The organism is Enterococcus sp. 3H8_DIV0648 (assembly GCF_002140655.1).
In the GTDB taxonomy this organism is placed as follows: domain Bacteria; phylum Bacillota; class Bacilli; order Lactobacillales; family Enterococcaceae; genus Enterococcus_A; species Enterococcus_A hulanensis.
Map to the genome: position 1 here is coordinate 2,447,303 of NZ_NGLG01000001.1, position 20,179 is coordinate 2,467,481.

At 44.1% G+C, this 20,179-nt stretch carries 20 protein-coding genes; 6 read left to right on the forward strand and 14 right to left on the reverse strand.

The features are described from left to right. Nucleotides 1–124 precede the first annotated feature (124 nt). The 9 genes from A5875_RS11215 to A5875_RS11255 form a co-directional block, all read right to left on the reverse strand. Nucleotides 125–1,585, reverse strand: coding sequence for a helix-turn-helix domain-containing protein (locus A5875_RS11215; RefSeq protein ID WP_088933664.1), 1,461 nt, complete (start codon nucleotides 1,583–1,585; stop codon nucleotides 125–127). Between the two features lie 51 nt (nucleotides 1,586–1,636). Continuing rightward, complete coding sequence (locus A5875_RS11220; protein WP_422851526.1) at nucleotides 1,637–2,335, reverse strand: LrgB family protein; 699 nt, start codon at nucleotides 2,333–2,335, stop codon at nucleotides 1,637–1,639. Then, a complete protein-coding gene (locus tag A5875_RS11225; protein WP_088934679.1) occupies nucleotides 2,316–2,744 on the reverse strand; it encodes a CidA/LrgA family protein in 429 nt (142 codons plus the stop codon). The genes A5875_RS11220 and A5875_RS11225 overlap by 20 nt, the downstream gene beginning before the upstream one ends. A gap of 143 nt (nucleotides 2,745–2,887) precedes the next feature. Then, nucleotides 2,888–3,316 carry a peptide-methionine (R)-S-oxide reductase MsrB gene (msrB, locus tag A5875_RS11230; protein ID WP_088933666.1) on the reverse strand — a complete coding sequence of 143 codons (429 nt, stop codon included), beginning with the start codon at nucleotides 3,314–3,316 and terminating at the stop codon, nucleotides 2,888–2,890. Between the two features lie 121 nt (nucleotides 3,317–3,437). Further along, nucleotides 3,438–3,995, reverse strand: a complete 558-nt coding sequence (locus tag A5875_RS11235; protein WP_088933667.1) for a Maf family protein — start codon at nucleotides 3,993–3,995, stop codon at nucleotides 3,438–3,440. Between the two features lie 21 nt (nucleotides 3,996–4,016). Next, complete coding sequence (gene mutL / locus A5875_RS11240) at nucleotides 4,017–6,017, reverse strand: DNA mismatch repair endonuclease MutL (protein WP_088933668.1); 2,001 nt, start codon at nucleotides 6,015–6,017, stop codon at nucleotides 4,017–4,019. A 19-nt stretch (nucleotides 6,018–6,036) separates the two neighbouring features. Then, nucleotides 6,037–8,592: a DNA mismatch repair protein MutS gene (gene mutS, locus A5875_RS11245; protein WP_088933669.1), complete on the reverse strand. Its 2,556-nt coding sequence runs from the start codon at nucleotides 8,590–8,592 to the stop codon at nucleotides 6,037–6,039. Next, nucleotides 8,592–8,978, reverse strand: a complete 387-nt coding sequence (locus A5875_RS11250; protein WP_088933670.1) for a YlbF family regulator — start codon at nucleotides 8,976–8,978, stop codon at nucleotides 8,592–8,594. The genes mutS and A5875_RS11250 overlap by 1 nt, the downstream gene beginning before the upstream one ends. A gap of 15 nt (nucleotides 8,979–8,993) precedes the next feature. Then, nucleotides 8,994–9,788 carry a TIGR00282 family metallophosphoesterase gene (locus tag A5875_RS11255; protein WP_088933671.1) on the reverse strand — a complete coding sequence of 265 codons (795 nt, stop codon included), beginning with the start codon at nucleotides 9,786–9,788 and terminating at the stop codon, nucleotides 8,994–8,996. A gap of 184 nt (nucleotides 9,789–9,972) precedes the next feature. Here A5875_RS11255 and A5875_RS11260 point away from each other — a divergent pair, with 184 nt between their 5' ends. From A5875_RS11260 to A5875_RS23995, 4 genes are all read left to right on the forward strand, one after another. Beyond that, nucleotides 9,973–10,881 carry an ABC transporter ATP-binding protein gene (locus tag A5875_RS11260; protein WP_088933672.1) on the forward strand — a complete coding sequence of 303 codons (909 nt, stop codon included), beginning with the start codon at nucleotides 9,973–9,975 and terminating at the stop codon, nucleotides 10,879–10,881. A gap of 1 nt (nucleotide 10,882) precedes the next feature. After that, nucleotides 10,883–11,650, forward strand: a complete 768-nt coding sequence (locus A5875_RS11265; RefSeq protein ID WP_088933673.1) for a hypothetical protein — start codon at nucleotides 10,883–10,885, stop codon at nucleotides 11,648–11,650. A gap of 9 nt (nucleotides 11,651–11,659) precedes the next feature. Next, nucleotides 11,660–12,406, forward strand: coding sequence for an ABC transporter permease (locus tag A5875_RS11270; RefSeq protein WP_088933674.1), 747 nt, complete (start codon nucleotides 11,660–11,662; stop codon nucleotides 12,404–12,406). 74 nt (nucleotides 12,407–12,480) lie between these two features. Next, the gene (locus tag A5875_RS23995) at nucleotides 12,481–12,981 is read left to right on the forward strand and encodes a helix-turn-helix domain-containing protein (protein WP_207113946.1); all 501 of its coding nucleotides are present in this window, start codon (nucleotides 12,481–12,483) and stop codon (nucleotides 12,979–12,981) included. A gap of 48 nt (nucleotides 12,982–13,029) precedes the next feature. Here the strand turns inward: A5875_RS23995 and A5875_RS11280 are convergent, their stop codons facing one another. The 4 genes from A5875_RS11280 to A5875_RS11295 all read right to left on the reverse strand — a co-directional run bounded on the left by A5875_RS11280 (nucleotide 13,030) and on the right by A5875_RS11295 (nucleotide 17,496). After that, entirely contained in the window at nucleotides 13,030–14,106 is a 1,077-nt protein-coding gene (locus tag A5875_RS11280; RefSeq protein ID WP_088933675.1) for a hypothetical protein, read from the reverse strand. Continuing rightward, on the reverse strand, nucleotides 14,099–15,217 hold the full coding sequence (locus A5875_RS11285; protein WP_088933676.1) for a DUF4352 domain-containing protein: 1,119 nt from the start codon (nucleotides 15,215–15,217) through the stop codon (nucleotides 14,099–14,101). The genes A5875_RS11280 and A5875_RS11285 overlap by 8 nt, the downstream gene beginning before the upstream one ends. 845 nt (nucleotides 15,218–16,062) lie before the next feature. Beyond that, nucleotides 16,063–16,842, reverse strand: a complete 780-nt coding sequence (locus tag A5875_RS11290) for a Cof-type HAD-IIB family hydrolase (protein WP_088933677.1) — start codon at nucleotides 16,840–16,842, stop codon at nucleotides 16,063–16,065. A 15-nt stretch (nucleotides 16,843–16,857) separates the two neighbouring features. Continuing rightward, complete coding sequence (locus tag A5875_RS11295) at nucleotides 16,858–17,496, reverse strand: DNA alkylation repair protein (protein ID WP_088933678.1); 639 nt, start codon at nucleotides 17,494–17,496, stop codon at nucleotides 16,858–16,860. A 361-nt stretch (nucleotides 17,497–17,857) separates the two neighbouring features. Here A5875_RS11295 and rpsD point away from each other — a divergent pair, with 361 nt between their 5' ends. Beyond that, nucleotides 17,858–18,469, forward strand: coding sequence for a 30S ribosomal protein S4 (gene rpsD / locus A5875_RS11300; RefSeq protein WP_088933679.1), 612 nt, complete (start codon nucleotides 17,858–17,860; stop codon nucleotides 18,467–18,469). Between the two features lie 372 nt (nucleotides 18,470–18,841). On the opposite strand, the gene mreC is transcribed toward rpsD, so the two are convergent. Beyond that, entirely contained in the window at nucleotides 18,842–19,690 is an 849-nt protein-coding gene (gene mreC / locus A5875_RS11305; protein ID WP_088933680.1) for a rod shape-determining protein MreC, read from the reverse strand. A gap of 179 nt (nucleotides 19,691–19,869) precedes the next feature. Here mreC and A5875_RS11310 point away from each other — a divergent pair, with 179 nt between their 5' ends. Then, nucleotides 19,870–20,115 (forward strand): DUF3592 domain-containing protein, encoded by a 246-nt coding sequence (locus A5875_RS11310; protein ID WP_088933681.1) that lies wholly within the window; start codon nucleotides 19,870–19,872, stop codon nucleotides 20,113–20,115. Nucleotides 20,116–20,179 lie beyond the last annotated feature (64 nt).

Genomic DNA, 20,179 nt, shown 5'->3' on the forward strand with positions numbered 1-20,179 from the left:
CTTGATATGTAATATGCAGTTTTTTTTAGTTTGCCGACCATTCACCTAACCCCTATAGAATAGTTAAGTTTGGGTTGGCATTTCTGCACATATGTTCTCATTATTTTAGCACAAAAGGCGGCGGTTAAAAACTCTTACCGCCGAATCCTTGCAACAACTGTAATAAAGCAAAATAATCAGCCATCCGCAGTTCCTGCGTAATCGCCAGTGTCGGAACGTCTTCATCCTCATAAAGCAGACTCGTTGTTAAACACAAGTCGCTGTCCTCTAAGGTCTCTCCAAAAACAACTTGAAAGTCATTCATTAAAAATCGCCGCAAATCTTCTTTTAAAATAGTTTCTTCAAACTCTGGCAGATCCGTCTGTAAAAAGATCCGTACAACTTTTTTTGCAGTCAATTCAGGCAGGCGGCGCAAGACCGATAGATAACGGCCAAACAAAATCGATTCACTGCCCCCTTGATCCGATAAAATTTCCGTCACAAATGCTGCCAGCTGCGGTTGCTGCTGCGTGATCTTAGTCCAAAAAGCTTTGCCGTTGATATTAAAACGGATCATCGGAAATAGACGATGATAAAGATGTCCGCTGATCAAATAGTTTTCCGCCTGCAAGCTCTGAAATTTTTTCCAAGTAGTACGATCATTGATTTTCTTTTCCAAAAGTCGGTACATCGCATCGACCTCATCCATCACTAAAAAGGGCGGCTTCGCTAGCAAGCAATGAATTTTTTTGGTGATGGCTGGAGCATGATAATATTCTTCCCGCGTCAATAAATTCAAAAACAAGTTGCCGATTGATTCTTGTTTGTGAAAATAAGTCGGCATGATTGCCTTTATATGGTGATAAAATTCTTGGAAAAGCGCGTCGTCGGCCAGTGTTTTTTGACTGGCTGTGTTTTGCTCTAACGAATAGTTTTGAACTTCTCGTAATAAATGAGCTGCTACTAAATATTCCAGCCGCTGCTCTTTGATAGGATTTAACGCTACTTGAAAAAATTGTTGAATCGCTTGGCTAATTTTTCCAACTAGTTCATGCTGCAGCGGCGCAAACGGCCAATCCTTTCCGCGGAATAAACGCCAATAATAGACAGATAAATACATTCGCACAACGGACTCCGGTGCTTCAAAAAGAACTTTCCCGCGTTCGATCGTTAATTGCAGCGGCAGCAGCTCTTTGTTCAGCTCCTTTAATTTGCGGCGGATCGTGGACTCGCTGCGAAACAGTTTTTCACTCAATTCTTTGACTGTTCGGGCCTTTCCGGAGATCAATAAATTTAACACGCGATAAGACAAAGAATGGCGGATCAAATCCACCAAAAACTGATTTTGCTCCATCGTTTGATCCGCAATCAGCAGACGATAATGATTGCTTTTTTTTTCAAATAAAGCTAAATCCGTCTCAGTAAAACGATGATAATTTTTATTTAATTCTTCCAACAAGCGCTGCACACTGCGGGCATCTAAACCTACTGCCGCGGCCAAGTCGCTTTTTTTATGTGAGCCTCCGTCATTTAGCACTTCCAGCAAACGGACGCCAAAGTAAAGATCTTTTTCGTAATTTTCTAATTCCAGCGCTTTAAGATACATAAAAAAACTCCTTCACACTCTATTTTAGCAAAAGAGCGCAAGGAGTAGTTACTAAAGACCTTCGAACAAACGGAACAAAAGCGGCAGCAGCGCCACAGTCACTATGCCGTTGACACAAATACATAGGCCTGCCAAAATACCTTCCAGCTCCCCAATCTCGATCGCCCGTCCGGTGCCGATTGCATGTGAGGTACTGCCTAGAGCAATACCTTGAGCGATCGGACTCTTGATGTTAAAAATTTGAAAAACCTTGGTTCCTACCAAAGCACCAAAAATACCCGTGGAGACAACGATTGCCAATGTTACTGATGAGATACCGCCCATTTGACTGGAGAGATCAACAGAGATCGCTGTCGTCACAGATTTTGGCAGCAAGGAAACGACGATCCCATGATTCAATGAAAACAGACGGCCGATCCCGACACTCAACAAGCAATTAAGGACGACACCAACTAGTGTTCCTAAAACGACGGGCAGGAAATATTTCTTGAGCTTGTCGAAATTCTGGTACAGCGGCAAGGCCAACGCGACGGTCGCAGGTGTAATCATCATGGTAAATAGGTTGCCGCCCATATTGTACTCTTTGTAGCTGATACCGCTGAATTTCAACAAAACAATGATGATTACCACGCTAGCAATCAACGGATTGATAAAAGGAACGTTGACTTTGCTCAACAGCTTTTCCATCAGGGTATAAATCAATAACGTAAGGGCAAGGCCAAACAGCGGATTACTCGCCAGCGCTGAGATCATCTGCTTCACCTCGGATTTTTTCGACTTTTTCAACTAAACGGGCTTTTTCTTCACGGCTCTTCATGCTGATCTTTTCGACAAATTCCGCTGTCTTGCCAACAGCGATAAGTGATACGAGCGAGCACAATACGACTGCGCCGAGCAGAATTGGCCAAGTATATTTGATGGCTCCGTAATATTGCATTAACCCGACACCTGCCGGTACAAATAAAATCGTCAAATGATTCAATAAAAAGTTTGCGGTATTTTCAATGGCTGATGGTTTCAAAAGCTTGGTTTGAAAAGAGAGAAATAAGAGTAAAATGCCGATGATACTTCCCGGCACCGGCAAATGGAAAAATATTCGTACCCCTTCTCCAATTATGGAATAGAGTAATAACAAACTTAATTCTTTAAACATCTTCATAGCTATCGCCTTTTCTAAAAATAGGATATTTCTAGTATAGCGAAAAAACAAACGTCCCTTCTCCAAGTTTTGTTTGTATTTCTTACATTTTCTGAAAAAAAGCCGAGGCACCTTGCCCCAGCTCTTGGATAAATTCACCATTTTTATTTCACAATATTTTTATAGTCGCCATAGCCAGCTTCATCCATCTCATCGACTGGAATAAAGCGCAAAGCTGCAGAGTTGATACAATAGCGCAAACCGCCTTGATCTTGCGGACCGTCATTAAACACGTGGCCTAAATGAGAATCCGCTTCCTTGCTGCGGACTTCGACTCGGTGCATGCCGTGTGAAAAGTCAGCTTTCTCAGCAACGCCGCGTTTTTCAATTGGACGGCTAAAGGCAGGCCAGCCGCAACCGGCGTCGTATTTGTCACTCGAAGAAAACAACGGCTCGCCGCTGACGACATCGACATAAATACCCTTTTGATAAAAGTCATCATACTTGCCAGAAAATGGACGCTCTGTCGCATTCTCCTGCGTGACTGCGTACTCCATTGGCGACAGTTTCTTTTTCAATTCTTCTCGTTCCATGATTCATCCCCTCTTTCAAGATTGCTTCACGCTAAGCATACGCTCGCTGACGAAAAGTTACGAAGAATTTGCTCATATTCAACTTTATTTATGAAAAAAACACCGAGCAATCACTCGATGTTTAATAATTAAATTTTTTCAGCATTTGATTCACTACACCTACCGGGAATCCGACGATGCTGTAATAGTCGCCTTCGATCTTTTTGACGAAGACTCCGGCACCATTTTGGATTCCATATGCTCCGGCTTTGTCTTTGTAGTCATCGCTATCGAGATAACGATTGATCTCATCATCGGTCAGATCATAAAAGGTCACCGTGGCAGAAGACAGCTCTTCGCTCAACTGCTCTTCCTTTTTCAGAACGACTGAGGTATAAACCAGATGGCTGCCGCCGCTCATATTTTTTAACATGCCGAAAGCTTCTTCGCGGCTCTTGGGCTTGCCCAAGATTTCTTCGCCTAATACCACTACGGTATCACTGGCGATGACCAAGGCCTCGGGATGCTCCTCAGCCACTACGGCTGCTTTTTGCCGCGCCATTTCCATCACGTATTCCTTCGGTGCGTACTGATCTTTGACCTCTTCATCGATATCCGCCGGCTGGATCGAAAAATCCGTGATCAGCCAGCTCAATAGTTCTCGTCGTCTTGGCGATTGTGAAGCTAAGATAACTGTCATGATTTCGTGCTCCTTTTTTATCTAGTGAGGATCTTGGATGCGTTTGAACATATGCTCCATGTCGCTGTTGCTGAAGTGAATCAGTACCGGACGACCGTGGGGGCAATTGAAAGGATTCTCGCATTGAGCTAAATCCGTCAATAAAACCCGCGCCTGCGCTTCATTCAAATGATGATTGGCTTTGATGGATCGTTTGCAGCTCATCATGATCGCAGTTGCTTCACGGAATTTTTTCACACTGACGGAACCGGTGATCAGCAGCATATCGATCATCTCACGAATGATGCTTTCTTCTTGTCCTGCCGGATACCAAGTCGGATGGGCCCGCACGATAAAGCTGTTGGGACCGAATTCTTCTAAATAGATGCCGACTTCCTGCAATAATTCCGTCTGCTCTTTTAGCTTGATAGCATCGTTGCTAGGATAATCCAAGACAAAAGGTACCAGCAATTCTTGCAGATCGTCAGATACATCACCGATTTTTTCGCGGAAGTATTCGTATTTGATCCGTTCTTGTGCCGCGTGCTGGTCAACGATGTATAAGCCGTCTTTACTTTGGGCAAAAAGATATGTTCCATGCATTTGACCGAAGTATTCCAACATCGGAAAACGTTCTTTCGGCTGTTCCTTTTCCAGCTTCGTGATGGCTTGTTCGATCACTTTTTCGCCGGATTGGGTGCTTAGATCAAATTCGGGATGATCAGAGCTGGCTGCTTCTTCATAAACTTCCTCTTCAACGGGTGCAGGTTCTTCCATCAAGGGCTCTGTTGTTTCTTCTATAACTGAAGCTTTTTCTTGCTCGGTTTCCAATGGGACAGTCATTGTTTTTTCGACGATCTCTTCTTTCAAAGGCACCGCTGCTTCAATAGTTTCAGGTTCTTTTGGTTCGACATAAAAGATCCCGGTCTTAGGATCGTAATTCAGATCACTTTTTTTCTTCGGCTGTTCCTCTAACGGCAAGTCTAATTGTTCCGTTTGGATTTTTTCGACCTTGCGTTTGAAGCTGGGATTCTCGCCTACATCAGGGATCAGATTGATTTGGCGCAGACTTTCGGCGATCCCGCGGCTGATCAGTTCCATCAATTCTTTTTCTTTTGATAAGCGGACTTCTTGTTTAGTCGGATGAACGTTCACATCGACTAACAACGGGTCCATCGTAATCTCAAGGACTGCGATCGGAAAACGTCCCACCATCAATTTTGACTGGTAGCCGTTGATGATCGCTTTGTTCAGCGCATAGTTCTTGATATAGCGGCCATTAATGATCACGGATAAGTAATTGCGGCTTGCCCGTGTCACCTCTGGCAGCGAAACATAGCCGTTTAGGGTAAAGTCCAAGTCTTTGGCTTCGACCTTTAACATTTTTTTCGCAGTTGCCACACCATAGATACCGGCGAGGGTTTGTTTTAAATCTCCGCTGCCGCTGGTGCTCAACATCTTATGTCCATCATGAACTAAGCGAAAGGCGACATTCGGATGACTTAAAGCCATTCGGTTTACAATGTCGCCGATGTTTGACAGTTCGGTTTGAAGGCTCTTCACGTATTTTAAACGGGCGGGTGTATTGAAAAACAAATTTTCAACAGTGATCTTCGTACCTGTCCGTAAGGAAGTTGGTCGTTGTTCTTCGATCTTGCCGCCTTTTAAAAAGAGATAAGAACCTTGTGTTTCGTCAGCCGTCGCAGTCTCCAAGGTCATCTCAGAAACAGAGGCGATCGACGGCAAGGCCTCACCGCGGAAGCCCAATGTTCGAATGCGGAACAGGTCGTCGCGATTGTGGATCTTGCTAGTAGCGTGGCGCTTAAAAGCATTCTCGACATCGTCTTGACTGATGCCTTCGCCGTTGTCTACGATCTGGATTTTTTTCAAGCCGGCTTCTTCGATCAAAATATCGATTTGCGTCGCTTTCGCATCAAGAGCGTTCTCGACTAATTCTTTGACGACTGATGCTGGACGTTCAACCACTTCTCCGGCGGCGATCTGATTGGCTAAGCGTTCGGATAATTCTTGGATTTTTCCCATCGAATTCCTCCTCGTAAAGTTAAATCCGTTTTTGTAATTCGTATAGGAAGTTTAATGCTTCCATCGGGTTCATTTCAAGCAAATTGGCTTTCTTGATGCTGTCTACCACGCCCAGTTCGGTGGTGGAAACTTCACTGAATAAAGAAAGCTGTTCATTTTCTTCAGCGACCTCTACATTTTTCTGCACAGGTGTATCAGCTTCTAAAGCGGATAAAATCGTAGCCGCGCGAGAAAGCAGATCAGTCGGCATTCCGGCAATCTTCGCTACGTGAATCCCGTAACTCTTATCAGCGGGACCATCCATTAATTTGTGCAGGAAGACGACTTCACCATTTTGTTCTACTGCGCCAACGTGTACATTTTTCAACTGCGGCAAGGTTTCTTCCAAAACGGTCAACTCGTGATAGTGGGTCGAAAATAGTGTTTTGGCTTTGACATTTTTATGGATGTACTCAATGATCGCTTGGGCTAAAGCCATTCCGTCGTAGGTCGCTGTGCCGCGGCCCAACTCATCAAAGAGGATCAAGCTGTTAGGTGTAGCGTGGCGCAAGGCTTGATTGGCCTCCATCATTTCCACCATGAAGGTAGATTGACCGGCGATCAAGTCATCGCTGGCACCGATTCTAGTAAAGATCTGATCAAAAATCGGCAGCTCGGCACTTTCCGCTGGGACAAAGCAACCCATCTGCGCCATAATCACAGTTAAAGCAAGCTGACGCATGTAAGTACTTTTACCGGACATATTCGGTCCAGTGATCAGCAGCAATAGTTCATCCGGGTTCATGTGGACACTGTTTGGAATGTACTCTTGATGGCCCAGCACTTTTTCTACCACCGGATGGCGGCCTTCTGTAATCTGTAAATTGTGGGTCCCGACTTCCATCGTCGGCTGCACATATTGATAACGTTCGCTGACGGTTGCGAAGCTTTGCAGCACATCGGTCGCACTCAAGCTTTTGGCTAATTTTTGCAGACGCGTAATGGCTTTTTTGACTTCGTTGCGGACTTCTAGGAAGAGATTATATTCCAGCGCAACCGATTTTTCTTCGGCTTCTAAAATCAAGGTCTCTAGTTTTTTCAGTTCCGGCGTGATGAAACGTTCCGCATTAGCTAAGGTTTGCTTGCGTTCGTATTTGCCTTCTTCTAGGTTGGCAAGATTTGATTTTGTGATCTCGATATAGTAGCCGAACACGCGGTTATAGCCGACTTTCAGCGTTTTGATCCCAGTTGCTTCACGTTCACGGGCTTCCAATTCTGCCAGCCAGGTCTTGCCGTTTCTCATCGCTTCGCGGTATTGATCTAATTGCTCGTTGTAGCCGTCTTTAATGACATTTCCCTCGGTGATTTGCAGCGGTGCTTCATCGTTGATGGCTTTTTCAATCAAGTTGACCAAGTCATTCATCGGTTCCATGTCGACTAAAAGATCGTTCCACTCACCTTGGTTGATGCCGGTTAATAATTGACGAATCTGCGGTACTTGCATCAAAGAAGTCTTCAATTGGATCAGGTCGCGGCCGTTGACGTTGCCAAAAGCGACTCGGCCAGCTAATCGTTCCAAGTCATAAACCTTCGTCAATGTTTCGTTCAGGTCCATCCGTTCAAAATAAGCGTTCAATAAAGAAGACACCATCGCTTGACGGGCATTGATCTGACGTTTTTGGATCAACGGACGATCGATCCATTGCTTCAACAAGCGGCCGCCCATCGCTGTTTTCGTTTCATCTAATAACCACAAAAGTGTTCCTTGTTTTTTTCCAGTACGGATCGAGCGGGTCAATTCCAAGTTGGTCTTTGAGAAGTAATCCAGCTTCAGGAAATGCTCCGGCTGATATTCTTCGGCTTTTTGGATATGACCTAGACTGCGTTTTTGCGTTACTGATAGATATGTCAGCAGTTTGCCTGTTGCTTCTTTTTCCAGTTCATCGGTGATGTCGGCTGTTAAGAAGCTGAACTCGGCATTGTCTTCGATCGTTTCTTGTTGAGAGAAGACCAAACCAAGCCGTTCTGCCAGATTTTTCTGCAGGCCTTCGGGAATCTCGCTGCCTAAGACGATCTCTTTTGTTTGCAGGGCTGTTGCTTCGTTCATGACGGCTTCTTCATCATGTAGTAGGGCTGTTTTTAACTCGCCTGTCGAAAGATCGACATAGGCAAAGCCGAATTTGTCTTTAACCTGAGTGACCGCGGTCAAGAAGTTGTTGGCTTTTGCTTCGATGCCTTTACCTTCCATCAAAGTCCCGGGGGTGATTAATTGGACGACTTCGCGTTTGACCATGCCCTTGGCTTGTTTCGGGTCTTCCATTTGTTCGCAGATCGCGACCTTATATCCCTGTTCGACTAAGGTATCGATATAGCCTTGAGCCGAATGATGCGGCACTCCGCACATGGGGATCGGATCATCTGCGTTGCGGTTGCGGCTGGTCAATGTTAGTTCTAATAGCTGGGAAACCTTGATCGCATCCTCGTTGAAGAGCTCGTAAAAGTCTCCAAGACGATAAAACAGAAAAGCGTCTTTATATTGTTCCTTGATCGCCAAGTATTGTTCCATCATTGGCGTATTTTTCGTTTTTTGAGGCATTATTGCTCTCCTTCCTCGATAGATTCATCTGCTTCTAATGCGGCATTGACCTCTTTTTGGATCATAGTGGTCAAATGCTGAAGCAGGTCATTGGCTTCAAATAGCTGTTCACGGTAGGCGATCACTAATGGATGCTGATCGAAGGCCTTCGTCAGACGATCGGCCTCTTTCAGTGCTTCCCGCTCTGCTTCCGGCTTGCCGTAATGGGCAAATTGGACCGCGTCTTTTTGTGCGGCTTTGATACCTTCTTCTAATTCTTGAAGTGTGTCGTTTTCCGCTACGCGCTTTTTAAGCTGCTGGAAACGGACGATTACTTCATTTTCACCTAATAATGCTGTTAAATGAGATAAAGCCGCTTCGACGGCGGCTTCATTTGCTAGATTCATTTTATCCCTCTGCTTCTATTCTCTAAATGGACGATCTTCATTGATGACGATCGTTTCGATTTTTTGTCCGTGACCATTTTTATCAATGTCGATCACACAAGCGGACAGCACCGTGCGGCCTTCTTCGATCACTTCAAAGCGATGCGGCAGCGCGGTTAAAAATTTTTCAATGATCGGCTCTTTTTTCATACCTAAAATACCGTCATAAGGCCCCGTCATCCCGACATCCGTCAGATAAGCCGTGCCTTTTGGCAAAATGCGCGCGTCATTGGTTTGGACATGGGTATGAGTTCCCACTACCGCTGAGACCCGACCGTCCGCAAACCAGCCCATCGCCTGCTTTTCACTCGTCGTTTCGCCGTGGAAATCAACGAAAATATAAGGGGTACGTTTCTGCGCTTCTGTGATCAGCTGATCAGCAATGCGGAAAGGATCATCCAAATCCGTCATAAAGGAGCGTCCCTGCAGGTTGATGATCGCTAGTTCCAGATCATTCACCTTTACATACAAATGACCTTTACCTGGCGTCCCTTCTGGAAAATTCGCCGGTCGGATCATTTTCTTCGCGTCAGAAATAAACTCAAAAATCGCTTTATTGTCCCATGTATGATTCCCCATCGTAACAACATCGACACCGTCTTGCAAAAATTTCTTATAGATTTTTTCCGTGATTCCGCGACCTGCTGCCGCATTCTCGCCGTTGACGATCGTCAACTGTGGATGGTATTTCTTCTTTAAGCGCGGTAAATAATCGCTCAGCATCTGCCGACCTAACGAACCAACAACATCTCCAATGAATAGTAAGCGCACTTTTTTTCCCCTTCTCTAGTTAAGCATCTTGTCTTATTATAGTTGTTTTTGCTTGAAAATAAAAGATTCCTTTCAACGGAGCAGCCAGAAGCCGGCAATCAGGAAGTCGAGTCCATTCGACGAAGCGTCGATTGCGGCTGACAACAGCAGTACGTACACTGGATAAAACGATATGGAGGGATTTATGGATACTGCAATCAGTGTAAGAAACTTAACGAAGAGCTATAAAAACAAGCCTGTTGTAACGGACTTAAACTTTGAGATTGAAAAAGGAAGTATCTTGGGACTGCTGGGGCCAAATGGTGCCGGCAAAACAACCACCTTAAAAATGCTGACAAACCTGATCGGTAAAACGACCGGCGATATTTTGATTGATGGCATCTCTTTAGAGTCGAATCCGAAGCAGGCTCTGCGATTAGTCGGAGCATCTTTAGATACTCCGGCTTTTTATAATGAATTTACTGCTTTCGAAAATCTGGACTATATCGCCAAGCTTCATGATCAGATCAGCCGGGAAAAGCTGCTGGCCTTACTCGAGCTGGTGGGTCTTTCCGAGGAGACGACTAAGAAGGTGAAGCATTATTCACTGGGGATGAAGCAGCGACTAGCCTTAGCTCGCGCGTTGGTCCATGACCCTAAGCTGATTATTCTGGACGAGCCGGCCAACGGCTTAGATCCGCAAGGAATGCGCAAGCTTTATCAGCTGATTCGCACGTTAGCCGAGCAGAAGGTGACATTTATCATCTCTTCTCACCAGCTTTCTGACATGGAGCACCTTTGTACCGATGTCCTGATTTTAAATAAAGGGAAGTGCCTCATTCATGGGAAAACAAAGGAGCTGATCCAGTCGGACAACTCCTTGATCCAACTAGCCTTTTGCGATCAGCAAAAAGGACGATCATGGCTGCAGGGGCTGGCGACGGTCGAAATCCTTCAGGAAAATGAAGCAGATTTTAGTGTGAAGCTTAAAGAAATCTCCTTTGATGCCTTTTTAAAGCAGTTGGTAACGAGCGGACAAATCATTCAAAAGCTCAGCATCCGGCAAAAGAGTTTAGAAGATCGCTTTATTGAACTGACGGAGGGGTGGGATTGAGATGACACTTATGACAAGAATGGAACTAAGACGAATTTTCCAGCAGAGATTAGTGTATTTTTTTCTGGCACTGTTTGTTTTGGCGGTGATCGCCTATTCTGGACTGTTGACCACTGCTGAATTGCGGCCTTTAGTTGATGCGGATGAACGAATCCTTGGGGGCAGCTATTTTCCTGAGTTTATGCTGCGATTTTATTCCACCAATGTCGGTGCCTTGTTCATGGCGATCATTACCGCCCTTTATATCTGCGAAGATCGACAGGCGGGACTGCTGGTGCAGCCGCTGCTACATGGACGAACCAAAAAGGAAGTGCTTGATGCCAAAATTGGGATGCTTTGCCTTTTTTCATTCATAATGGTAGCGGCGATCGCTTTGATTGTTTATATCGTCGCGTTTTTTCGTTGGGGCGGAGAAATGTTAACGACTCCGATTTTGGCCCAGAGCTTGAGCAAATATGCTTTGGTCGCATTTTCTTTCCTGCCGCTGGAGCTGTTTTTGATCCTGCTGGCCTGTTATGCCAAACAGACGGTCATAGTAGTGGGCGAAACGTTTTTATTTTTAATGCTTTTTGGCTTTCTCAATCAGGAAGTCCCGCAGGCAGCGCGCTTTTTCCCGCTTTATTATCCTTATGAGTGGGTTATTAAACATGAATTTCGGTCATTGCAGCTGGCGGAGATTTGGCCGGGATTGCTGATTTTCTTGCTTTATTCCGTTTTGCTTTACCTGCTGATCATGTCTCGCAGAAACAAAATAACCTTTGATAGATAGGAGTACCCGATGTCTCGTTTATTACGTTTTCAATTAGTGCAGGCTCTGCGGCAAAAAGCCTTTGTGCTATACCTGCTCGCTTATGCCGTCATTATCACCTCCGAATGCCTGTCCTTTCGGCAGAATCCGCAAAATGATTTTGCCAAGGCCTATGCTGGCGGAAAATTCTTGATTTATTCGCTGCAGCTGCAGGCTGCTTTGATCGGCCCTTTGTTCTTTTTATTGTTGGCTGCTTTTGCGATCAACTTGGAGAAGACCGCGGGAACTTTTCATTTACCGTTATTGAATGGTCTTTCTAAAAAACAACTTCTTCACAGCAAGCTGCTTTATTTAGTTATTTTGATGATTAGCAGTGTGCTGTTGATGAGCCTTTTTGCCTTTTTCGTCAGCGGGTTGCTGAATGGCTTTGACTTTGTTCTTCTCGGTATCAACCAAGCCCTTGGCAACATTCTTTTGACGCTTGTTCCGCTGCTGACCACCTGCATCGCCGCCGTGCTGTTGTGTCTTTATACGAAAAATGTTGCGCTTACGATGGGAATCGGCTTGCTGCTGCTTTTGGTGGACAATCTGGTGAATCAGTTTATGGCCGGCTTCGTTTCAAAGTTTTCCTTTCTATTTTATAATTACGCCTTTTCGCTTTATAATGGACGTCCGCTTCCAGCTAAGGAACTGCCGCGGGGGATTGGCTTGAGTATTGGCTATGGATTGCTCTTTTATTTTTTAGCGCTGAGGAGAATCCAGACCATGGAATACTAAAAATCATGCTTAAGTTGGACGCAAAAAGAGCCTTTCTTCGTTAAACTAGAGAAAAGCCTTGAGGAGAAAAGACAATGTTAGAAAACTCGATCGGAAAATACATTAAAGAATTACGTACAGCCCAAGGTCTGACGCAAAAAGAACTGGCTGAAAAAATTTTTGTTACAAATAGTGCCATCTCAAAGTGGGAGCGCGGTCTGGGCTGTCCAGAAGTCCAAACATTTCCCCTGCTGGCAGCTGCTTTGGACACCACCGTCGAAGAACTGATCCAAGGTGGCCCGAATCCTGCCGCAGAAGATCCGTCGGAAGAAATAGTTCAAGAGAAAAAGCCTTCAACTGGCTTGAAAGCTAAAAGAGGAAAGGTCTTCTTTTTTACTGCTTCAATCCTTTCCACTGCTTTTTTTCTAGTGATTATTTTGATCAACACCGTTTTAAATCTGGATTCTGGTCTTTTGAGCGTATTGGATATCGTTCAACCGCTGACGGTCGCTTGGTTAGCGGCGACCAGTATTATCGGCTTCATTCCTTGGTTGTTTTTCTATTTAATGGATCGTTGCCAACCAGCTGCTGAATAAACACAAAAAGGGTGAGATAGCTGCTATAACAGCTATCTCTCCCTTTTTTTAAACGATATCGCCTGCGGACTCTTTGCCCCAATGCGCTTTCTTTTCAGCGTCGCCGCGGTAGCTTTCGACATGCTCCCATTTTTCCGGGTCCTGCTGATAGGTGCTGAAGTCCAGCTCGTCAACGAGCCATTTTTTCTGATCCTCGTCGTAAACAAACGAAGTGATGGCATTTTGCTTATCAGAGGTCAGGGTCTCATCGATCCCGACTTCTTCCACCAGCTTCATTGAACGCTTGAGATCAGTATATAGATCTAATTGAACCTTGGTCTGGCTCGCATTCACAGCGATCGAATCGCAATCAATCTTGACTGTTTGAAATTGCTGGTCAAAGCTTTCCAGATAAGGCTCCAGCTCTTCAAAGCTGGCTTGCAGATTTTCCTTGTGCTCTTTTGAAGCGATCAGGCTCGATACATTTAAGCCGTCGCGAATCCCTTCATTCAACGAATCAAAATAATTCACCGCTGATGCCAGCAGATGCTTTTGGAATTTCGGATTGTTCTCATACAGGTGATTTTCTTTGACTGTTAGTCGCTGATCCTCTGCCTTGAGATCGACCGTTTCTTTTTCCTTTTTTGAACCGAATTTTGGATGGGCCATTTCGTAAGCGACCTTATACTTTCCCGGTAAAAAGGGGCCAAAGGTGTACTTGTTCCAGTCCTCGACGTATTCGCCGGAAATCTCCTGTGCTTGGATCTCTGCCCGAAGTTCGGTTCCCTTAGGCAGCTCGATCACCAAAAAGCGAGCATTCGGATAGACCTGCGCCGGCTTTAGAAAAGAAGCTCCTTCCTTAATCGAAAAGTTCTCCTCATCTTTTAACAGCTTGACGACTTGTTCCTGCTTCAGCTTTTTCAGCTGCTGGTAAAATATATTTCGTGCATCCTTTGAAATCTTTTTCTTGTTGGAATACCTCGGCATGTACTGTTTGACTGCCGCTTCATCATTTTCGATTAAAGCAGCCGCAAGCCGATCCACCGTGGCATCCTCACTATTTTTATAACTGGAATAGCTGATGAAGCCAAAAACAATTACCACAAGGAGCGCAATAATTGCCAGCGTTCCAGTCTTTCTAGTCATCCAGTCCGCCTCTGAAGGCCGCTTTCATGGATTTGAAATAGTAGTTTCGGCTTTCGTTGGCTGAGTTGATCTCCCATTTGCCGTCCTTTTTCACCAATTTCACTTGGAAACCCTCACCGTTCATGTTGCTATCGGTGTTGATCGGCGTCTCGTTGATTTTGCCTGGCAATTCCTGCAGCAGATATTTTTCCGCATCACGGTAAACACTGGTGTAGTCGGTGTATTTGCCTTTGTTTTCCTCTACGAATTTATCTGTGATCGATTCTGTGTCTACATCATCTAAAAAGACCATTTCCGGACGAACATAGATCGTCGCTGATTCTGGGAAAAATTCCTTGAAGCTGTAGGTCACTTTGCCCTTTTCAGCATTGGTCTGCTGAATCTGAGTGATGACTTTATCCAGCTCAGCCGTAGAAGGCTCGTAATCTGAGAATTCATCCTTCAAGCTGTTGCTGCTTTCTTCTTTGAAGGCTTTGCGCTCTGCTTCCACATCGTTGGCTAATTCAAGCTTTCCAGCCGCCTTCTTATCTTCTTCCTTCACTTCATCGGAACCATAAAAGACCTTCGTCACGTATTGGCTCATCAGCGCCTGTACTGCCTTGGTGTCATCGCTGTATTTCTTCGTATTGAGTTTCAGCTCCACACCTTCGTCTTTTTCATCATCTGAGTAATACATTGGTTTGTAATGCAGTTCGTATTCCGCATCCTTCTTGACTTCAAATACCAATGGTTCAGTAAAACTCTTATCTTCGGATAAACTTTCGCTGCTCATGACCTTAAAGTTGTCTTCGGAATCATAAACATGCTCTGAAGAAACCTTTTTCCCGTCTTCATCATACAAAGCAAAATCACTAGACGACACGTCTAATTTGTCCTTCGATTTGTTTTTTACTTTGATATCCAGTGCCAGAAAGCCTGTCGTATCATCAACCTTTTTCCCATCAGGGATGATATAGCTTCCTCCTTCGACACTCAATTCAACCTTCGATGATTGCGCCGAATTCTCCTTTTTCTCCTCTTTTTTTGTCTCGCCGCCGCCTGAGCAGGCAGCCATCGTCAACAACAAACTGCTTAGCAAAACAAACCCGCTGAATACCCTAAACTTCTTCATGCGTTTTCCTCCTATGTATTTTATTTTTAAGCGTATAAAAAAACACTTATTATCCATATGATATACGGAAATAGTCTTCTCCGTCAACACGGTTAAAGAAATTAACAACAAGTCTATTGATTTTAAAAAAACAAATAGAATTAATAGAGGAAAATGTTAAATAAAGATTTTATAATATTTAAATCTATTTAATTTGTCATTTTCCTTTTCAATTTCCATCAACTAAATAAAGAATTCACCCGCGATTTCTTAATTCTCAAGCTGACAATTAAAGAAAGCTGATGTTTATTTGATGCTTTATTTTTTTAGGAAAATAAAAGTGGCAGTTTTTTGGGAGGGGTTAGTTGATTTTTGTACGAAGTGGGACTCGCAGCTAACTCCTAGTTAGGAGAACCTTTTTCCAGAACCGGGAAAAAGGTTTTTATTGTCGTTGCGCATACGATCCCACTAGATGCGCTGAAGCGCAAAGGAGGACTCGCAGCTAGTTCAGTTTGAGGGATTCATTTTTCTTGAGGAAAAAATGAGTATTATTTTCACTGCGCATATGATTCTGCTAGTCTTGCTGAAGCAAGAAGTGGAACTGGTAGCTAACTCCTAAGTTAGGAAAGCCTTTTTCCAGAACCAGGAAAAAGGCTCTTATTGTCGTTGCGCATACGATCCCACTAGTTGCGCTGAAGCGCAAAGTGGAACTCGCAGCTAGTTCGGTTTGGGGAATTCATTTTTCTTGAGGAAAAATGAGTATTATTTTCACTGCGCATACCATTCTGCTAATCTTGCTAAAGCAAGAAGCAGAACTGGTAAAAAGAACCGGGAGCTGCGGGCTCCCGGTTCTTGAGGTCGGTCTATTAATGAACCAATTCTAATTGGCGTAGGGCTTTGTAGATGCCGTCTTGGTCGTTTGTGTCGGTTACAAGGTTGGCTGCTTCTTTAACGTGATTGGCGGCATTCCCCATTGCAACACCGGTGCCTGCCAAATTCAGCATCTCAATGTCGTTGTTGCCGTCGCCGAAAGTGACGATGTTTTCTGGTTTGATGCCGACTTTTTTGGCTAAGGCTAAGATCGTTTGCGCTTTTGAGCCAGGATTTGGAATGATATCGACACTATTTTCGTGCCAGCGAACCAAACGAAATTCTGGAAAGGCTGCTTGAAACTCTTCGTCCATCGACTGGTCATAAAAGGCACAGCCTTGGTACACTTCATGCTGAGAGAAATAATCCGGTTCATAAGCTGGTGCTTGTTGGCCGAAAGAGGCCATCGCATTGCTTACTTTTGCCCCGTCAAAGTTCGTCACACGTCCAAATGAATCTAATCCGAAGAGCATGATGTCAACATTGCGCTCACTTGCAAAATCGATCATCCGAGTCACTGCGTCGCGATCAAGGGTGTGCTTATACACCTGCTCATGATCCAAAAATCCAGCCGAGCCATTACAAATAATGTAATTCGTACAACCTAATTGATGAATCACATCACCAGCCAACAAGCGGGAACGTCCCGTCGCAATAGTCACTAAATGTCCAGCTTCACGCAATACCTTCAACGCCTTCATCGTGCTGTCCAAAGGTTTTCTTTGGCTGCTCAACAAGGTACCATCAATGTCTAGTGCGATTAATTTTCTTTCCAAAATTTATCTCTCCATTTATATGTATTTGCTGCCCTCACGTAGGGCTAACTTACTTAATGAATGCTGCTGCATAAAATTCTTTACCCAATCAGGATTCACTTTGCTATAATCTCGCAATGCCCAGCCGATCGCCTTCTGGATAAAAAACTCCTCCGTCGTCAAATCTGCCAAGATCGCTTGCGCCAATAACGCTGGATCGGTCTGCTCCTTAAACAACAACTGCAAATTGATCGCTATGCGCCGATACCAAAAATTCTCGTGCTGATAGAAAAACGCGTAAACCCGCTTGAGCTCCGTCGGGTGCGCCAAGACCCACGTTGCAAAAACTTTACGCCACGCATCGATACTGTCCCACCAGCTTTTTTCCGCCAACAAGGGCAGCAGTTCCGCTAGGTCCGCCAGTGAAAATCGCTGAATGTTCTTCTGCGCCAGATCGATCGCATAATACTGGTATTCCCGCTCATCTTTGTGATAATTACGGAAAATCTCTTGGATCAGCTCCGGCAGCGGCAGGGTCAGACTTTCCTTTAAAAAAGGGCGTTCCAACAGGGCTCGCTGCGGTTTTTTGACACCGCAAAAAGGAAATAGATTTTTCATGTAACGTGCCATGGGTTCGGCAAGTTCCGGTTGCTGCGGAAAAATCAAAGGTTCCATGCATTCCCACCTTTATTGTAGAGAAGTTTCAGAGAATTTGCAAAAACTTCTCCCTTAATTTTCATTCAATTTTTCGCTGTCTTTGAGAAAAAGTAATCGTTTTTTGTCAGCACCCCACATTTAACACATTTTTTTCAAAAAAGCAACAGCTTGACTTGACTCTGCGTGCGCTTTTCCGTTATACTGACGTTTGTGTAAAATAATGCAGCAGAGAAATAATAGCCCGTCCCCAGTTCGTTGCCAGTATTGGTTCAATTGTGTAACCGCGGCTGCGAAGGTGAAGATTGAAGAACGAACTACACGGATATGAATTTTTCAACGGATTATTTTACTCCAAAACAATTTATTGGAGGAATTTTTAATGTCACGTTATACAGGACCATCATGGAAACAATCTCGTCGTCTTGGTATCTCATTATCAGGAACAGGTAAAGAATTAGCACGTCGTCCATACGCTCCAGGTCAACATGGACCAAACAGCCGTGGAAAGAAATCTGAATACGGCTTGCAAATGTCTGAAAAACAAAAATTACGTTTCATCTACGGATTAAACGAACGTCAATTCCGTAACTTATTCGTACGCGCTAGCAAAATCAAAGAAGGTAAACACGGTGTTAACTTCATGATCTTACTAGAACGTCGTCTAGATAACGTGGTTTACCGTCTAGGTTTGGCTTCAACTCGTCGTCAAGCTCGTCAATTAGTTAACCACGGTCACGTAACTGTCGATGGCAAACGTGTTGACATCGCTTCTTATGAAGTAGAAGTTGGCCAAGTTGTCGGTATCCGTGAAAAATCTAAAAACATGATTACTGTGAAAGAAGCAGTTGAATCAGCAGTTGGTCGTCCAGCTTTCGTAAGCTTCGACGATGAAAAACTTGAAGGTTCATTATCTCGTTTACCAGAACGTGATGAAATCAACCCAGAAATCGACGAATCATTAGTCGTTGAATTCTACAACAAATTAATGTAAGACTTCTTACAGACACTCAAGTCCTTGGTTATCAAGGATTTGGGTGTTTTTTTGTATCATAGCTGAACTCTGGAAATACCAAAAAAAGAGCAGGCTCTTTACTCAAAAGTAAGAGAGCTTGCTCTTAGTTATTTCATTGTTTTATTCATAATCATTGTCACTATTGATCTCAAGTACAACTAAATCATTTTTTTGTCGAAACTCAACTAGCTGAGCATCCTCTTCTGATTTCCATTCACCAGAAAAGAGCTGTGCAAACTGAGTATTTGTGACTGCAAAAGAAAAGTGAAAGGACTAAAAGTTTTTATGTTGTTTCTCCATCCAGATTTTCCTCCAGAATTCGCAAATGCACTTGGCGCAAGGTATCTAATCCTATTCCGCCATTCCTTGGATAATCGTCACGAAAGAAATATCGTCCATTTGTGCATAGGGTTTGATATGGGCTTCCTGATTCATTCCATAGCTGTCTGTTTTAACCTTAACGACTTTCCCGATCACCAGATCTGCTGGGGAATTTCCGCCTAGACCGGAAGTTTTAACAACATCGCCTTCTTTAATATCTTTTTCTCGGCTGAATTGCGAACCAATCAATTGCTCGGCCTCTTCATCGTATTTATTCAGAACGCCTAAAGAATCTCCGTTCTTTGAACTGATTTTTATAGAAAAATGATTGCTGCTTTTATTGTTAGAGGTTAATAACCGGATTTTGGCTGAATGGGCATCCACATCCATCACGCGGCCGATCAATCCTTTTTGCGACATCACCGCCATATTCTTTTGAACCCCATCGTCACTCCCCTTGTCCACGATCAGCGTATCCTGCCACGTTTTAGGAGAACGAGTGATAACCGTGGCGGAAACCTTTTCATAATTCGCCAGCGTTTGATTTAATTCCGCCTCCGCTTTTAATCGTTCGATTTCTTGTGCTTGATTCTTCGCCTGCTGTTTTAGATCATCGGACTGATGAACCTTGTTTTTTAATTTTTGATTTTCTTTGTACGTACTGGTCAGATTAGAAACGGATTTTGTGCGGTTGTTAAGCCAACGTTTTGGGGCAGTGATGACTTTATTGACGGATGCGATCGTGTCGTTGACCACCGCTTGAACGTTATTTCCCTCACTGTTCTTGGGCTGATATATCGCTATAAGCGAGACAATTCCCACAACGATGATAACAATTGGTATGATGATATTCTTCTTACTGGTGCTAAACTTTCTCACTTAGGAACCTCCGAACTCTGCTATATAGAATGGATTTTACCAGTAAACGGTGGGATTAAGAAGCGCGAATGGTAGATTTTTGCTGATTTTAGTTTCTTTTTTTAGTGAAGAAGGACTTATTTATCGGCAATGTCGCTAGCTGCTGACCAGTAGTATAATTACTTTAAGGAGTGATTGAAATGAAAAAAGCAGAAACGGTTGAAACGACTGTTACTATCGAAGAAGTCGTGACCGTCGCACCAGAAAAAGTTGTCGTTGGGAATGTAAAATTTGCCATCGTATCTTATGTAATCGATGGCGTCAAACACATCGCCAAAAAAAGCATTACTGTTCCGTTAGGGTATCAGGTCGGCGACACGGTAAAAATCAGATATGACAAAAACGATCCAACGAAGATCAAGAGGATATCACCACGCTTCGCATAATGCTCTACAATTACTGCTCAGCATATAGACACAGCAAAACACCCGCAACCTTATTCTCAAGGCT